The 14,182-nt window shown below is 65.8% G+C and carries 18 protein-coding genes; 6 read left to right on the top strand and 12 right to left on the bottom strand.

What is annotated here, in order from left to right; genetic code table 11:
- Nucleotide 1 precedes the first annotated feature (1 nt).
- From Q1B08_RS06745 to Q1B08_RS06735, 3 genes are all read left to right on the top strand, one after another.
- Entirely contained in the window at nt 2–967 is a 966-nt protein-coding gene (locus Q1B08_RS06745) for an ABC transporter permease (RefSeq protein WP_299816463.1), read from the top strand.
- 131 nt (nt 968–1,098) lie between these two features.
- Nucleotides 1,099–2,016 (top strand): sulfite exporter TauE/SafE family protein, encoded by a 918-nt coding sequence (locus tag Q1B08_RS06740; RefSeq protein WP_299816461.1) that lies wholly within the window; start codon nt 1,099–1,101, stop codon nt 2,014–2,016.
- The gene (locus Q1B08_RS06735) at nt 2,013–2,768 is read left to right on the top strand and encodes a TIGR02186 family protein (RefSeq protein ID WP_299816460.1); all 756 of its coding nucleotides are present in this window, start codon (nt 2,013–2,015) and stop codon (nt 2,766–2,768) included. Before Q1B08_RS06740 ends, Q1B08_RS06735 begins: the two co-directional genes overlap by 4 nt.
- Nucleotides 2,769–2,866: 98 nt before the next feature.
- Here Q1B08_RS06735 and Q1B08_RS06730 read toward each other — a convergent pair whose 3' ends face one another.
- From Q1B08_RS06730 to Q1B08_RS06705, 6 genes are all read right to left on the bottom strand, one after another.
- Nucleotides 2,867–3,592: an SDR family oxidoreductase gene (locus tag Q1B08_RS06730; RefSeq protein WP_299816458.1), complete on the bottom strand. Its 726-nt coding sequence runs from the start codon at nt 3,590–3,592 to the stop codon at nt 2,867–2,869.
- Nucleotides 3,589–5,115 carry an AAA family ATPase gene (locus Q1B08_RS06725; RefSeq protein ID WP_299816456.1) on the bottom strand — a complete coding sequence of 509 codons (1,527 nt, stop codon included), beginning with the start codon at nt 5,113–5,115 and terminating at the stop codon, nt 3,589–3,591. The genes Q1B08_RS06730 and Q1B08_RS06725 overlap by 4 nt, the downstream gene beginning before the upstream one ends.
- A 17-nt stretch (nt 5,116–5,132) precedes the next feature.
- Nucleotides 5,133–5,750, bottom strand: coding sequence for an acyl-homoserine-lactone synthase (locus Q1B08_RS06720; protein WP_299816454.1), 618 nt, complete (start codon nt 5,748–5,750; stop codon nt 5,133–5,135).
- 121 nt (nt 5,751–5,871) lie between these two features.
- On the bottom strand, nt 5,872–6,582 hold the full coding sequence (locus tag Q1B08_RS06715) for an autoinducer binding domain-containing protein (protein WP_299816453.1): 711 nt from the start codon (nt 6,580–6,582) through the stop codon (nt 5,872–5,874).
- Entirely contained in the window at nt 6,542–6,733 is a 192-nt protein-coding gene (locus tag Q1B08_RS06710) for a hypothetical protein (protein ID WP_299816451.1), read from the bottom strand. Before Q1B08_RS06710 ends, Q1B08_RS06715 begins: the two co-directional genes overlap by 41 nt.
- Before the next feature lie 257 nt (nt 6,734–6,990).
- The gene (locus Q1B08_RS06705; RefSeq protein WP_299816449.1) at nt 6,991–8,472 is read right to left on the bottom strand and encodes a 1-acyl-sn-glycerol-3-phosphate acyltransferase; all 1,482 of its coding nucleotides are present in this window, start codon (nt 8,470–8,472) and stop codon (nt 6,991–6,993) included.
- A gap of 512 nt (nt 8,473–8,984) precedes the next feature.
- Between Q1B08_RS06705 and Q1B08_RS06700 the strand changes: the two genes are divergently transcribed.
- Together Q1B08_RS06700 and deoD are read left to right on the top strand one after the other, a co-directional pair.
- A complete protein-coding gene (locus Q1B08_RS06700) occupies nt 8,985–9,290 on the top strand; it encodes an H-NS histone family protein (RefSeq protein WP_299816447.1) in 306 nt (101 codons plus the stop codon).
- Nucleotides 9,291–9,355: 65 nt separating this feature from the next.
- Nucleotides 9,356–10,060 carry a purine-nucleoside phosphorylase gene (gene deoD / locus Q1B08_RS06695; RefSeq protein ID WP_299816445.1) on the top strand — a complete coding sequence of 235 codons (705 nt, stop codon included), beginning with the start codon at nt 9,356–9,358 and terminating at the stop codon, nt 10,058–10,060.
- 44 nt (nt 10,061–10,104) lie between these two features.
- Here the strand turns inward: deoD and Q1B08_RS06690 are convergent, their stop codons facing one another.
- Nucleotides 10,105–11,271, bottom strand: a complete 1,167-nt coding sequence (locus tag Q1B08_RS06690) for a type III PLP-dependent enzyme (RefSeq protein ID WP_299816444.1) — start codon at nt 11,269–11,271, stop codon at nt 10,105–10,107.
- A 286-nt stretch (nt 11,272–11,557) separates the two neighbouring features.
- Here Q1B08_RS06690 and Q1B08_RS06685 point away from each other — a divergent pair, with 286 nt between their 5' ends.
- Nucleotides 11,558–11,737 carry a hypothetical protein gene (locus tag Q1B08_RS06685; protein WP_299816442.1) on the top strand — a complete coding sequence of 60 codons (180 nt, stop codon included), beginning with the start codon at nt 11,558–11,560 and terminating at the stop codon, nt 11,735–11,737.
- 87 nt (nt 11,738–11,824) lie between these two features.
- On the opposite strand, the gene Q1B08_RS06680 is transcribed toward Q1B08_RS06685, so the two are convergent.
- Genes Q1B08_RS06680 through Q1B08_RS06660 form a run of 5 tightly spaced genes read right to left on the bottom strand, consistent with a single transcriptional unit; the run spans nt 11,825 to nt 14,151 of the window.
- Nucleotides 11,825–12,604, bottom strand: a complete 780-nt coding sequence (locus tag Q1B08_RS06680) for a succinate dehydrogenase iron-sulfur subunit (RefSeq protein ID WP_299816440.1) — start codon at nt 12,602–12,604, stop codon at nt 11,825–11,827.
- A 10-nt stretch (nt 12,605–12,614) separates the two neighbouring features.
- A complete protein-coding gene (locus Q1B08_RS06675) occupies nt 12,615–12,935 on the bottom strand; it encodes a hypothetical protein (RefSeq protein WP_299816438.1) in 321 nt (106 codons plus the stop codon).
- Entirely contained in the window at nt 12,925–13,719 is a 795-nt protein-coding gene (locus tag Q1B08_RS06670) for a sulfotransferase domain-containing protein (protein ID WP_299816436.1), read from the bottom strand. The genes Q1B08_RS06675 and Q1B08_RS06670 overlap by 11 nt, the downstream gene beginning before the upstream one ends.
- Nucleotide 13,720: 1 nt before the next feature.
- Complete coding sequence (locus Q1B08_RS06665) at nt 13,721–13,957, bottom strand: hypothetical protein (RefSeq protein ID WP_299816434.1); 237 nt, start codon at nt 13,955–13,957, stop codon at nt 13,721–13,723.
- Nucleotides 13,954–14,151: a hypothetical protein gene (locus Q1B08_RS06660; protein WP_299816432.1), complete on the bottom strand. Its 198-nt coding sequence runs from the start codon at nt 14,149–14,151 to the stop codon at nt 13,954–13,956. Before Q1B08_RS06660 ends, Q1B08_RS06665 begins: the two co-directional genes overlap by 4 nt.
- Nucleotides 14,152–14,182 lie beyond the last annotated feature (31 nt).

The following is a 14,182-nucleotide window of genomic DNA, read 5'->3' as shown; positions in this document are numbered from 1 at the left end:
CATGGATCTCTTGGACGTCATTCAGATCCTCGATTCGACGCTCCGGCTCGCGACGCCGCTGCTCTTCGCCTGTCTTGCCGGGCTCTTCAGCGAGCGGGCGGGGATCGTCGATATCGGGCTCGAGGGCAAGATGCTGGCCTCCGCCTTTCTGTCGGCCGCGGCGGCGAGCTACACCGGCAATGTCTGGCTCGGCTGCCTCGCGGGGATCGGCGCGTCGCTTCTGCTGGCGGCGATCCACGGGGTCGCGTCGATCACCTTCCGCGGCAATCAGCTCATTTCCGGAGTGGCGATCAACTTCCTCGCCTCCGGCCTGACCGTGGTGGTGGGCGAGGCGTGGTTCGGGCTTGGCGGGCGCACGCCGCAACTGATGGGCGCGGGCCGGTTCCAGGAGATCGACCTGCCTTTCGCGCAGGAAATCCGGGACGTCCCGCTGCTCGGGCCGATCTACGCGGACCTCCTGTCGGGGCATTCGGCGCTCGTCTATATCGGGCTCCTTTGCGTGCCGCTCACTTGGTGGATTCTCTACCGGACGCGGTTCGGCCTGCGCTTGCGCGCCGTGGGCGAGAACCCGGCGGCGGTGGACACAGCCGGCGTGTCGGTGGCGGGGCTGCGCTACGCGGCAGTGATGATCTGCGGCGTTCTGACCGGCCTCGCCGGCGCCTATCTCGCGACCGCGCTTTCGGCCGGGTTCGTCAAGGAGATGTCGGCGGGGCGCGGCTTCATCGCGCTGGCCGCGCTGATCTTCGCGAAGTGGCGACCGTGGTACGCGCTCGGCGCGACGCTGCTCTTCGGCCTGCTGGAGGCGCTCGGCAACCGGTTCCAGACGATCCAGGTCTTCGACGTGACTGTGCCGACGCAGTTCATGCAGGCCCTGCCCTACATCCTGACCGTGGTGATCCTCGCGGGGTTCGTCGGGCGTGCCATCCCGCCGCGCGCCGGCGGCGAGCCTTACGTCAAGGAACGATAAGGCCAAAGACAGGGCGCCGATAGCGCCAGCGGCCGGCCGGGCCGAGCTTTGCGGCATCCGGGTTCCGGGCGGGGTTTGACAGACTTCGCGCAAGGCCGTTTAGAGAAGACACCGCCCCGCGAGGTGCCCCGGTGCAAATCTACCTCCCGATCGCCGAAGTCTCGGTCAACGCCTTTCTCCTTTTGGGGTTGGGCGGACTGGTCGGCATCCTTTCGGGGATGTTCGGGGTGGGCGGCGGGTTCCTCCTGACGCCGCTGCTGTTCATGATCGGCATCCCGCCCGCCGTCGCGGTGGCCACCGGGACGAACCAGATCGTCGCGTCCAGCATCTCCGGCGTTCTGGCGCATTTCCGGCGACGGACCGTCGATCTCAGGATGGGGACGGTGCTGCTGATCGGCGGCCTGATCGGCGCGGCGCTCGGGGTCCAGATCTTCTCGGTCCTGCGCGACCTCGGTCAGGTCGATCTGCTGGTCAGCCTCTGCTACGTGCTGTTCCTCGCGGTGATCGGCGCGCTGATGTTCGTCGAGAGCCTGAACGCCATCCGCCGCGCGCGCTCGACGGGTCCGGCCGCCCGGACCGTGCGCCGGCAGCGCAAGTGGATCCACGTCCTGCCCTTCAAGATGAAGTTCCGGGCGAGCGGCCTCTATATCAGCGTCATCCCGCCCCTGGTCGTCGGCCTGCTGGTCGGCGTGCTCGCGGCGATCATGGGCGTGGGCGGCGGCTTCATCATGGTACCGGCGATGATCTACCTGCTCGGCATGCCGACCAAGGTCGTGATCGGCACGTCGCTGTTCCAGATCATCTTCGTCACCGCCTTCACCACGCTCCTGCACGCGATGACGAACTACACGGTCGACATGGTGCTCGCCGTCCTGCTGCTCGTCGGCGGCGTGATCGGGGCGCAGTTCGGCACCCGGATCGGGACGCGGCTCAAGGCCGAGCAGCTTCGCATCCTGCTCGCCACGATGGTCCTCGTCATGTGCGGCAAGCTGGCGCTCGACCTCCTGCTGGAGCCGTCGGAGCTCTACTCCATCGGGGTGGACGGATGATCCGGGCGCTCCTGCTCTTCCTCGCGATCGCGGTTCCGGGGCGCGCGGAAGAGATCGTCGCCGATCTGAGCCAGGACCGCGTTTCGATCTCCACCAATTTCGACGGCTCGGAAATCCTGATCTTCGGGGCGATCCGGCGCGACGCCCCCCGCAGCTTCGACAGCAAGATGTCGATCGTCATCACCGTGGAAGGGCCGCGCGAGGACGTTACCGTCCGACGCAAGAACCGCGTTCTGGGCATCTGGGTCAATGCGGACAGCGTCGAGATGGAGAACGTGCCCAGCTTCTACGCCGTCGCATCCAGCCGGCCGCTCGCCGAGGCGCTGAGCGCCGAGGAGGATCTGCGCTGGCGGATCACGACGCGGCGCGCGCTGACCGCGCCCGAACGGATGCGGCTGGCGCGGTGGGAGCCGCAATTCCTGAACGCGCTCGTCCGGGTCAACACGGCGGCCGGCGCCTACACGACGTCGGAGGATGGGGTCGACCTCCGCGAGGGAACGCTGTTCTCGACCAGCATCGCCCTGCCGGCCTCGCTGACCGAGGGCAACTACACCACCCGCATCTATCTGACCCGGGACGGTCGGGTGACGGACAGCCACGCGACGGCGCTCTACGTCCAGAAGGTCGGGCTGGAGCGGTTTCTCTACGTCCTCGCGCACGAGCAGCCGCTGATCTACGGCTGCCTGTCGCTTCTCATCGCCATCGCGGCCGGCTGGGGCGCATCCGCGATCTTCCGCTACACGCGGCTCTGAGACGGCTTGACGGGGGCCTTGACCCCATCCGGGGCCAGACGTTGCCCTCCCGCCATCTCGTCCCCCCGCTCCAGAAGCGTCCGAGGTCCACCCCGACGCTACCCCCGCCCGACGTAAGGCATCGCGTTCGCCATGATCGTCATGGTCAGCACGTTCGTGTCCGCCGGCAGTTCCGCCATGTGCAGCACGGCCCGCGCGGCATCCTCGACCGCCATCATCGGCACGCCGTCCCGCCCGGCCGTCCGCTGCGCCGCGTCAATCCCCTCGAGAAGGGGCGTGCGCGCGTTGCCGATGTCGATCTGGCCGCAGGCGATGCCGAGCGACCGGCCGTCGAGCGCGAGCTGTCGCGTGAGCCCGGTGATCGCGTGCTTCGTGACGGTATAGGTGACGGCGCCCTCGCGCGGGACATGCGCGCTGATCGAGCCGTTGTTGACGATCCGCCCCCCGCCCTGCCCCCGCATGACGCGATAGGCCGCGCGGGCCATCAGAAACATGCCCGTCAGGTTGACCGAGACCGCGCGGGACCAGTTCTCGACCGAGGTCTCGTCGATGTGGGCGGCGGGGACAAAGATACCGGCATTGTTGAAGAGCACGTCGAGCCGCCCGGACGCCGCGACGAAGCGGGCGACGACGTCCTCGACCTCGGCGGGCACGGCGACGTCGCCCGGCAGGACATGCGCGGCGGCGTGATCGCCCGCCACCTCGCGCAGCGCGTCCTCGCGCCGGGCCATGAGGCCGACGGTCCAGCCGGCCTCAAGGAAGAGCCGCGCGGTCGCGGCGCCGATGCCGGAGGACGCGCCGGTCACGAGGATGGTTCGGGTCATTCGGGCTGCTCCTCCTTCAGAGCGAGCGGCACGCGCTCGGGCTTCAGATCCGACGTGTCGAGCGCGGCGCGGGGCTTGGCCAGCGCGTAGCGCCGCACCCAGATCACCCGGTTCACCGCGCGCGTGATCGCGACATAGGCGAGACGCTTCCAGAGATGCTGCCCCGCCTCGACCCGGCCCGCGCGGCTGGCGGCGAAAAGGTCGGGGGCGAAGACCTGCACCGCGTCCCATTGCGAGCCCTGCGCCTTGTGGGTCGTGACCGCCGCGCCGTGAAGGAACGCGGCGCCCATCCGTGCGGCGAAGGGAAGGAACGGTTCGTCCTCGTCCGGGTGCTCGATCTTCACGATGGAACTGACGCTGATCTCCGGATCGGGGGCGCCGACGACGTGGAGTTTGGAGAAACCGGGCTTGCGGCCGGGTCCGAGATAGACGACCTGCGCTCCCTTGATGAGGCCCCGCGCTTCGAGGTCGATCCGGCGCTTGCGGTGCTTCAGCGGAAGCTCGAGCCCGTCGCAGATGAGCGGCTCCCCCGGCAGAAGCTGCGTGTCGTCGGCGCCGAAGGCGCTGCGGAAGGCGCGGATCATGCGGATGCGGGTGGCGTTGCGCCAGACAAGCACCGGGGAGCGAGCCATCAGGTCGCTGTCCACGCGAGCCGCCACCTGCACGCGCTCGTCGCGCGCGGCCGCGTCCTCGATCATCCGCTCGAAGGTGTCGAAGTCGAGGTCCGGGTCGCCGAGCGCGTGGGCCAGATCGAGGATCGGGCTGTCGGCGGCCTGCCGGTGGACGCGCTCGAGGTGAAGAAGGGATTCCCCTTCGAAGCGGTCGAACACCATGCGGCCCGACTGGTTCACAGGGGCGAGCTGCGCGGGGTCGCCGAACAAGACGAGGGTGGGAAAGATCTCGCGCAGATCCTCGTATTGCTTGTCGTCGAGCATGGAGGATTCGTCAACGAAGCCGATGTCGAGGGGTGAGTCGCGGCGCTTCCAGCCGGTAATGAAGTCCGATCCCCGCAGACCCGCCGCGGCGAGCGCTCCGGGCACGGAGGACGTTTCCTCGTAGACGCGCCGGGCGCGGTCCATCGCCTCCTCGCTCAGACCCTCCACGGTCGGGCGATCCGCGTCGCCCGCGAGCCATTCGGCGAGACGCTCGTATTCGGGATCGTAGACGGGGGTGTAGAGGATGCGGTGGATGGTGGTGGCCGGCACGCCGCGGTTCCGCAGGACGCTCGCCGCCTTGTTGGTCGGGGCGAGCACGGCGAGGCTGCGCCGGTCCTTCCGTTTGCGCTCGTAATCGCCGGTGACGAGGTCGAGACCCGTGTCGCGCAGCTTCCGGACAAGCTCGGCGAGGAGCAGGGTCTTGCCGGATCCGGCCTTGCCGGTCACGGCGATCACCCGGCTCTCCTCGTCCGGCCGTTTGCCGGCGGTGCCGTCCGCGAGCGCGATGCCGCTGTCGGACAGAATGCCGGCGATGCGATCCCAGGCATGGGCCTGATCGGGAGAGAGCGATGGGGCGATGGTATCCACCGCCCCCTTCTATAGGGTCAGGCGGCGACGGGAAGAGGCAGGTCGACCAGGGCTTCCTCGAACAGCGCCCGCAACGCGCGCGCCTCGATCCCGGTATCGGCGCAGAGCTTCTCGTGCACCTCCTCCGAAAACGTCCAGAGTCCCGCCGCGATCCCGTCGGCATGGCCAAGTAGTTCCGGGCTCCAGCCGAGGCGGCGGTAGACCCGCATCATCGGCCGGTCGAAGACGCCGATCGACTGACGGACCCCGATCGCGAGCCCGACCTCCGAGGCCGCGAGGAGAAGCATCTGCGCGACGCTGCCGGACGCGTTTGGCGAAAGGCAGAAGCGCGTGCATTCCCAAACCGCCGAGCTGCGGATCGGAACCCCGCCGACGAGATGCGGAAAGATCTCGGCCAGCATCGTTCGCCCCGTCGTCGGCAGGAACCGCATGGAGCCGGCATGATGGCCGTCCTTGTCGGTCACAACGACGTAGAGCGGGTTCAGGACGTCGTATTGGTCGGTTTCCCAACCCATCGTGTCCACCGTGACGTCCCAGCCCATGCGGTCCCGGAACTGCGTCGCGCGGTCGCGAAACATCTCTGCGGCCAGTTTGGCATGGGAATCCATTTGCGAACGATAGAAGAAGTGGAACATTTCAAAGCCTCCGGTTTGCCGATAACCGGAAGACTCTGGGAGAGCGCATTTACGAATTGTAAACGAATCGCGGAATGTGACGCTTGGTACGTCAGGATGCCCGAACGTGTGTCACCTTCGCTCAGAGGCAGATCAGGCCCCGGGACAAGGCGTTCGCGACGGCATGCGTGGTGTTGACGGCGCCGAGCTTGAAGCGCGCGCTTTCGATGTAGACGCGCAGCGTATGTTCGGAGATCTTCAGCTTCTCCGCCGCCTTCGCTCGCGACATTCCCGCCGCGAGAAGCGTGAGCGCATCCGTTTCCCGCGGCGAAAGCGAAGCGTTCGAATAGCTTCCGTCCCCGTCGAGGAGCAACGCACGCTCGTTGAAGTAATGCGCGGCCAGCAGGAGATCGTGCAGGTTCTGGCGGGTAAACCGGTTCCAGCTATCGTCGTTTACCCGGTGATTGACGGTGAACAAGGCGAACTGTCCCGCCGGTCCGCGAACCGGAAGGCTGAAGCCCTGATTTCCGAGACCGTGTGCGAGGCCTTCGGACAGGACCTGCCGCGCGGCCCGGCCGGTCCAGTCGAGTCGCTTCCAGTCGATGGGCGTGAACCCGCGGAAACAGGCGAGGACAACAGGATCCACGGTCTGGAAGTTCCGCTCGACATAGGTCTTGACCCAAACATCGTCGTAGGTGAGCGCCGCCCATTGCTCACCACCCGACTTTACGGAATGATAGACGAGATGCTCGACTTCGTACACATTTCGAAGGTCGACGATCGCCTCGCGAAGGTCGGCGAGCCGTGTGGCCTCATCCAGTCGCTCCAGCAAACTTTCGAGTTTGCGTGCCATTCGTCCCCGCATACATTGCGGGCGTCTGCGCCATTTCGATTGCAGCAACCATGATCGCTTCGTCCAGCTGATCTGCCAGACACGGCATGGCATTCGCCTGTGCGAAACTACGAAGATCGCCCAACACGTCGATGATCCATTCCTTTGACATGGGACTTTCCTTTCGGGAGGGTTAACGGAGCGTTAAGGCGAGGGTAGATCGCGCGATAGGAGGCCCGATATTCGCGGTTTGACCATCCCCCGAAATTGCGAGGAATGCCTCGGCAAGCCGCTGTCGTTTAAGGACTTGGAACAAAGATGGAACGACCCCTCGCCGGATTCGGGGAGGGGATAACCGCGAATCACGCCAGCGATGCGTGGTTCGGTCTTGACCTTTTTCGGATCACCCTAAGCGGCAATCTGAGCCAGTCAGGGTTCGCCCAGGGCGTCTGCATTGTCCGTAGGCCTATCTTTCGACGGCGCGTCTTGCAGGGCTGCCGGATGACGATCCGCGGCGACGGACGGGTTTCGGGGCAACGTCCGCGCATAGAATTGGAGGATCGGCCCGAATTTCGCCGTCAATGAAATGCGCTCGTCATCGAGCGCGACAACATTTCGGACTTCCAGCATGCGAAGGGCGACGGATACGGCCTGCTTCGCATCGCGGATGTCCGCATGGACGACATGACCGGCCGCCTGAAGCGTCGCCGCCCTTGACGACAGATGCCGGGCGACCGTCTCGATGTCGCGCGCACCGTCGATGAGGGCCTCGCAGACCAGAGCCATGGGAAGGACGGGCAACACCTCCTCTACCCGTGCCATCAGGACGGCCCCGAGAGCCGCGGCCGGATCCTCGTGCCCGGACCAGAGGAAGCGCCGAAGCGACACGGGACGCCCGAATGCGACGGCGGCATAGCCGAAACGCGTGAACCGCCCGGTGAGACGAAGCTGCATATGGCGCCAGAGATACCGGATCACCATCCACCAGCGCAGGCGGAACGGGTTCGCCGCGCCGGCCTGCGCCGCGATCAGCGCTCGATCCTCGAGGACGCGTTCGTAATTCACCGCCACGGGGACGAAAACGACGTCATGCGTCCTCTCATGGTCGTGGTCGGCGATGATGTAGCTCAAGATGCCGAGTTTCGGGGCATGCAGCGCACCGTCCCGGCTGAGCCGCCCTTCCGGGAAGATCGCCTGAGTGACGCCGTTCTCCGTGGCAATCTGCACGTAGCGTGCGAGGACCTTGCGGTAGAGCGGATTCAGGTCGCGCCGGCGGACGAAATAACCGCCCATCGCGCGGATCAGAGGACCAAGCGGCCAGCGTCGCGCCCATTCGCCGACCGCATAGGCCAGCGCGGCGCGCCGCGCCACGAGCCAGGTGACGAGCACATAATCCATGTTCGAGCGATGATTCAGGACGAAGACCACCGTCGCCTTCGGATCGACCCCCGCCATCGCATCGGCCTCTCCCGAGACCCGAACGCGGTACAGGCTTCGCGACAACCATTGCGCCAGCCGCGTCGCGACGCCGAAATAAAGAAGCGCGGAGAAGCCCGGCACGATCTCCCGCGCGTAGCGTCGGGCGGTCTCGAAAGCGACCTGCTCCGGCACGCCTTCTTCTCTCGCATGGTCGACGATCGCGCGCGCCACGTCGGGGTCGTGGATCACCCGATTCACGGTATCCATCCGACGCGCCAGCTTGAACGGCTCGATCGGCCGAACCAGTCGCGCGTTGAGCCGAGCGACAAGGCGCTCGGCCCAGCGACGGAAGAACCAGCGGACGGAAGGAAACAGGAAGTGGGACGCGAACGTCACCGCGGCGAACCCGACAAGCAGCAGAAGCGCCCAGAGAGGAACCTCGATGGTCCGGAACATGCCGGGATTGTGCAGCTTACCGAAGGGGGCGTCCATCCGCTTTCGGCCCTCGCACGCCTTCTGCGGCACCGAAATCCTGTGAATTGTATAACGGCACTCCTGCCAGCGTATCGCCCGTGAGACGAGAAGCTTCGGCATCGGCGATAACGCTGCATCGCTTCACCTTGCGATCGCATTGATGACCACGCCTTCGAAATACCGAAAACGTTAACGGCGATACCGCTGCCTAATTTGCCGACCGTCGGAATCGACCCTTCAGACAACCGGGAGATGCAGCGTTTCACGAATGGCCATAGAATCGAACTGGCCTTCGGCATGAACAAGCGAGAAGCGCGGCGCAGCCCGGACAGCAGTGCTCTCACTCAACTCGATTCGAACATACTCTCAACCCCGTGCTCGGCCGGAAGCGCCGTCCGAAGGAAAGGTTTTTGTCGAATCCTGTCCGAGGCCGAACTTGAATCTGCCGTTAATAGTCTTGGAATGTATCTCGCTTGAATTAGATCACGGTGAGAATTAAGGCGTGCCAAGGCAAAACAAAGAGGATCTCGATGGATCTCGACAAGATGAACAAAAACGAGCTGCTGGACCTGCAGAAGAAGGTGAACGCCGCCGTCAAGGGCTACGACGAGCGGCAGCGGAAAGAAGCGCATGCGAAGCTCGAAAGCCTTGCAAAGGAGATGGGCTACAACCTTTCCGATTTCACCGGGTCGAAGAAGACCAAAGCTTCTGGCGCCGCGCCAAAATACGTGCATCCGGAAAATCCGGGGAAGACATGGTCCGGCCGGGGACGACAGCCCCAGTGGTTCAAGGACGCTCTGGCGAGCGGCAAGATGGAATCCGATCTGGCTATCTAGATCCCGGCTGAAATCGGGTTGAAAAGGGACGCGGCATTCGCGTCCCTTTCTTTTTGGAGGTCCAGATGACTCCCCATATCCGCGCCGAACCCGGCGAAATCGCCGAAACCGTCCTGTTGCCGGGCGATCCCCTTCGCGCCAGATGGGCCGCGGAGACGTTTCTCGACGCTCCGCAGCTCGTGAACGACGTCCGTGGCATGCTGGGCTTCACAGGTACATGGCGGGGGCATCGAGTCACGATCCACGGCACGGGCATGGGCATGCCGAGCCTGTCAATCTATGCCAACGAACTCATTACGACCTACAGCGCCAGGACGCTCATACGGATCGGGTCCTGCGGAGCGATGCAGAAGCATATCGCGGTGCGGGACGTCATCCTCGCCATGTCGGCCACCTCTCTCTCGACGCCATCGCGTGGCATCCTGCGGGAAATGAATTTCGCGCCCTGCGCCGATTTCGGCCTGCTGTCCGCGGCGCATGCGGCGGCGCGATCGAAGGGCTCAACCACGCATGTCGGGGGCATCTATTCCTCCGACGTCTTCTACGATGAGCGACCCGATCTGAACGAGCAGATGACACGTCACGGTATCCTGGCCGTCGAGATGGAGGCGGCGGAGCTCTACATCCTCGCCGCGCGCCATCGGTGCCGCGCGCTGGCCGTGCTGACCGTCAGCGACCATCTCCTGACGCACGAAGCGCTGCCGGCATCGGACCGTCAGTCCTCTTTCGGCGACATGGTCGAGATCGCGCTGGAAGCGGCCTTCGCCTGAGTTCGCCCGCCGGGCGAACCGGCGGGCGCCACATCATCGTTCGATCAGATGACCACGCAATCGAGCGGTGGGAAGCCGTTGAAGCCGACGGAGGAGTAGGTCGAGGTGTAGGCTCCGCAATTCCGGATCACCACCTTGTCGCCGGCGGCCAAAGACAACGGCAACTGCAGCGGGCGCTTCTCGTAGAGTACGTCGGCGCTGTCGCACGAAGGCCCGGCCAGAACGCAGGGGCCGGTCGCCTGCCCGTCGCGCGGCGTCGCGATCTGATAACGGATCGCCTCGCCTTCGGTCTCGGCCAGACCGGAGAACCGGCCGATGTCGAGATAGACCCAACGATGCAGGTCGTCGTCGGACTTGCGCGACACAAGCAGGACTTCGGCGGCAATCGCGCCGCATTCTCCGACGAGTCCGCGGCCAGGTTCGGCCATGATCTGCGGAACGTCACCAAAGCGCACGGCGATCAGGTTCATGACGGCAGCCGCGTAATCCGTCGGATGCTGGATGTCCTCGCCATAGAAGGCCGGGAAGCCGCCGCCGATGTTGAGGAGCTGGAGATCGAAGCCCGAAGCCACGGCGCGGTGCCAGATCGCGGCAACCTGATCGAGCGTGCTCGTCCACATCCGCGCCTCGCGCGTCTGCGAGCCGACATGAAACGATAGGCCGTGCGGAACGAGACCGAGCGCCCGCGCGTAGGCAAGCAACGAGAGCGTCTTGTCCGCGCAACAGCCGAACTTCCGGCTCAGCGGCCAGTCGGCCTCGGGATTGTCCACGATCACGCGGATATAGACGCCGGCGCCGGGGGCGTTCTCCGCGATCTTCTCCAGCTCCGCCTCCGCGTCAGCCGCAAAGAGCGTGATGCCGGCATGGTGGGCAAAGCGGATATCCGCGACCTTCTTGATCGTGTTCCCGAACGAGACATGCGCCGGATCGGCGCCTTGCCCGAGCACGAGCTCGATCTCCCCGCGGGACGCCGCGTCGAAGCCCGAGCCGAGTTGGACGAGCCGCTCGATGATCGCGACATGCGGGTTCGCCTTCACGGCGTAGTGGATCTGCGCGCGGCCCAGCCCGGCCCGAAGGGCGTGGAACTGACGCTCGACCGCGTCCACGTCGATGACCAGCGTCGGATGCGCAAAGTCATGGGACCGGATGTAGGATTCCACGCGCGACGGCGCGACGACGACGGGACGGCCGAAGCCGGTTACTGCGTTCATGGGTCATCTCCGTTTAGACCCGGCCATTCCGGAATACCCGCGAGGGGGGTTCCGGCGAAGACCGCTCAGTTCCAAGGGAGACGTTACCGTCGCTACGTAACCGTGCGTGATGCCGTGCCAGAGGCGCGTGCGTTGGCGTCTATGCGCGGGGATTTGGGGCGAAATACGATTCGGGTCAAGACACATCTTTCGGCAAATTCGCACGATCGCTTCTGTCCGGAGTTGACGTCGGAACATCGGCGGTCACAGGATCGTTAACGATTGAACCAAACCCATGGAGAATCTGATGACCACACCCCTCAAACTGCTGATCGCCCTGCCGTTCGTTGCGCTCATGGCCGGTTGCGTCGGCGCGAACGACCCGGTGAACACGGTCTCCGAGATCGAGGCGACGACCGACAGCGATATCGACGGCGACGGCACCGTTCCGCAGAGCGGGGTCGAGGTGGCGGCCGAGGGAGACTGATCCGGCATCACGCTTGCACGATCGCCCCCGTCTCGTGGACGGGGGCTTTTTTGTGCTCCGACGATAGCCCCGAGGAGCTTTCGGCCGTCAGAGCTGACGTTCCACCATCATCTTCTTGATGTTCTGGATCGCCCGCGCCGGGTTCAGGCCCTTGGGACAGGTCTTGGCGCAGTTCATGATCGTGTGGCACCGATAGAGCTTGAACGGATCCTCGAGGTCGTCGAGCCGCTCCCCCGTCGCTTCGTCCCGCGAATCCACGATCCATCGATAGGCGTGCAGGAGGGCCGCCGGCCCGAGATAGCGGTCGCCGTTCCACCAGTAGGACGGGCAGGCCGTGGAGCAAGACGCGCACATGATGCATTCATAGAGCCCATCGAGCTTCTCGCGATCGGCGATGGACTGGCGCCATTCCTTCGCCGGTGTGTTCGACTTCGTTTCCAGCCACGGCATGACGCTCGCATGCTGCGCGTAGAAATGCGTGAGATCGGGGATCAGATCCTTGATCACCGGCATGTGCGGCAGCGGATAGATCTTCACGTCGCCCTTCACCTCGTCGATGCCCCACGTGCAGGCCAGCGTGTTCACCCCGTCGATGTTCATCGCGCAGGAGCCGCAGATCCCCTCGCGACAGGACCGCCGGAAGGTCAGGGTCGGGTCGATCTCGTTCTTGATCTTGATCAGGGCGTCCAGGATCATCGGCCCGCAGGTGTCGAGATCGACCCAGTAGGTGTCGAGCCGCGGGTTCTTCCCGTCTTCCGGGCTCCAGCGATAGATCTGGAACTTGCGGAGGTTGTTCGCGCCCTCGGGCTTCGGCCAGGTCTTGCCCACAACGATCTTCGAGTTCTTAGGCAGGGTGAATTGAACCATGGAAAGCCTCCTAAAGGGTGTTCAGTAGCACCGGCAGACCGTCTGTCGCGAGGCACTGGATGGTGGCGGGCCGCTGCGCGACGTCAAGGACGATCCGCGCGGCGCGGTCGGGCGCGGACCGCGCCGAAGTCGCGAGCGTGATGATCTCGGATGCGGTGGCGCTGTCGATAATGCAGTTCGTCGCAGGCTCGAGCGGAATGCCTGGAAAACGCTCCGCGATCACCGGATTGACGGCGCGCCGCGCGGCGCTGCGCGCGACCTCGTCGGCGACGGGCGTGGCGCAGGCGGCGAGAAGCGGAAGGAGCAGGATCGCGGAAACGCTAGGCCGCATGGTCGAGCCTCTCCACCCACCGCGTCGGATGCGTCTCGTAGCCGAGCGCGACGAGGGCCGCGCCGTGGCGTGCCGCGTAGTCCCGGGCGATGTCGGGCGGGAACCGCGTTTCCCATTGTCGGGCCGCGCCGTCGGCCACATGCGACCGAACACGCGCGCGACGATCCTCCGGCCGGGCGAGACCGTCCCGCAGCGAATGGTCCCGGAACGCGCGCACGCCTTGCGCCACTTCAATCTCCGGCAGGCCGAGATTCCGCAGGTGCTCGCGAAAGATCCCGGCACCGTCCGGGGCAACCAGATCCTCGTAGCGCGCCTCGATCGTGTTCACACGTGGGGTCCAGGCCAGCATCTCCGCGACCGTTTCCGCGTGCCGCTCGCCCATCTCGAAGCGCAGCCGCGCGGCGTCGTCGGGAAGCGCACGCAGGTGCGCCTGATAGCTGAAGCCCCCGAGATCCGCCCGCGCCGCATGGAGGAACCCTTCCTCCGCCGCCTCCGTGTCGCGGTGGTAGCGCATTCCCGAAAGGAGCACGTCGCGCGGATCGCGGACGAGGTGGAGTATCCGCGCGTCCGGCCGCGTGCGGAGCCAGTCCGGAAAGGCCGACGACCATTGGACGAGCATCGCACGGTCCCGTTCGGGCACCAGTCCAGGCGGCGTCGCGGGATGCACCTGCCGCAGAACGACGCCGATCGCTTCGGCGAGCTGCCGGAAGACGGCGCGCATCCACATCGTTCCCGTCTTGTGATGGGTGCCGATGCCGAGAATACGGGGCGCGACGAGGTCCATGTCAGCGTTGCGCCCGCACCGAGGCGCAGTTCAGCAGCGCCGTGATCTCGGCGCCGTTCATCGGGGCGTCGGGGTCGGCAGCAACGTCCGGCCGGCCGATGTCGGACAGGCAGTTCGACAGTGCCCGGCTCGCCCCCGCATCGATGATCGCCGGGTCGGTCGGCAAGGGCCGCGCGTCGACGCAGCCGCAAAGAACCGTCCCGGAAAGGACGACGAGGCCGGCCCGCGCCCGACTCATCGCGGGATCGCCCGACAGGCGTCGAGGCGGGCCAGATCCTCGGGCCCGCGGGACAGGATGGTGCCGTCCCGAACCGGCACGCCCTCGTCCCGTGCGCAGCGCAGATAGGCCGCCCGCCGCGCCTCGGGCCCGGTCGGCATGCAGGCCGTGAGCGCAAGAACGGGCGCCAGGGCAAGCAGGACGACGCGCCCCATCGGTCAGTGCCGCCGCTCGAGGCAGGCGGCA

This window comes from uncultured Jannaschia sp. (assembly GCF_947494025.1).
Classification (GTDB): Bacteria; Pseudomonadota; Alphaproteobacteria; order Rhodobacterales; family Rhodobacteraceae; genus Jannaschia.
Note: the sequence above shows the minus strand (reverse complement) of the source record. Positions and strands in the feature narration are given on the sequence as shown.

What these genes read in the sequence shown, in the direction of transcription:
- deoD (WP_299816445.1), top strand. Translation starts at nt 9,356, where the DNA reads ATGACTCCCCATATCCGCGCCGAACCCGGCGAAATCGCCGAAACCGTC.
- Q1B08_RS06720 (WP_299816454.1), bottom strand. Translation starts at nt 5,750, where the DNA reads ATGTTCCACTTCTTCTATCGTTCGCAAATGGATTCCCATGCCAAACTG.
- Q1B08_RS06675 (WP_299816438.1), bottom strand. Translation starts at nt 12,935, where the DNA reads ATGCGGCCTAGCGTTTCCGCGATCCTGCTCCTTCCGCTTCTCGCCGCC.
- Q1B08_RS06660 (WP_299816432.1), bottom strand. Translation starts at nt 14,151, where the DNA reads ATGGGGCGCGTCGTCCTGCTTGCCCTGGCGCCCGTTCTTGCGCTCACG.
- Q1B08_RS06710 (WP_299816451.1), bottom strand. Translation starts at nt 6,733, where the DNA reads ATGTCAAAGGAATGGATCATCGACGTGTTGGGCGATCTTCGTAGTTTC.
- Q1B08_RS06730 (WP_299816458.1), bottom strand. Translation starts at nt 3,592, where the DNA reads ATGACCCGAACCATCCTCGTGACCGGCGCGTCCTCCGGCATCGGCGCC.
- Q1B08_RS06715 (WP_299816453.1), bottom strand. Translation starts at nt 6,582, where the DNA reads ATGGCACGCAAACTCGAAAGTTTGCTGGAGCGACTGGATGAGGCCACA.
- Q1B08_RS06690 (WP_299816444.1), bottom strand. Translation starts at nt 11,271, where the DNA reads ATGAACGCAGTAACCGGCTTCGGCCGTCCCGTCGTCGTCGCGCCGTCG.
- Q1B08_RS06670 (WP_299816436.1), bottom strand. Translation starts at nt 13,719, where the DNA reads ATGGACCTCGTCGCGCCCCGTATTCTCGGCATCGGCACCCATCACAAG.
- Q1B08_RS06665 (WP_299816434.1), bottom strand. Translation starts at nt 13,957, where the DNA reads ATGAGTCGGGCGCGGGCCGGCCTCGTCGTCCTTTCCGGGACGGTTCTT.
- Q1B08_RS06700 (WP_299816447.1), top strand. Translation starts at nt 8,985, where the DNA reads ATGGATCTCGACAAGATGAACAAAAACGAGCTGCTGGACCTGCAGAAG.
- Q1B08_RS06735 (WP_299816460.1), top strand. Translation starts at nt 2,013, where the DNA reads ATGATCCGGGCGCTCCTGCTCTTCCTCGCGATCGCGGTTCCGGGGCGC.
- Q1B08_RS06680 (WP_299816440.1), bottom strand. Translation starts at nt 12,604, where the DNA reads ATGGTTCAATTCACCCTGCCTAAGAACTCGAAGATCGTTGTGGGCAAG.
- Q1B08_RS06745 (WP_299816463.1), top strand. Translation starts at nt 2, where the DNA reads ATGGATCTCTTGGACGTCATTCAGATCCTCGATTCGACGCTCCGGCTC.
- Q1B08_RS06705 (WP_299816449.1), bottom strand. Translation starts at nt 8,472, where the DNA reads ATGGACGCCCCCTTCGGTAAGCTGCACAATCCCGGCATGTTCCGGACC.
- Q1B08_RS06685 (WP_299816442.1), top strand. Translation starts at nt 11,558, where the DNA reads ATGACCACACCCCTCAAACTGCTGATCGCCCTGCCGTTCGTTGCGCTC.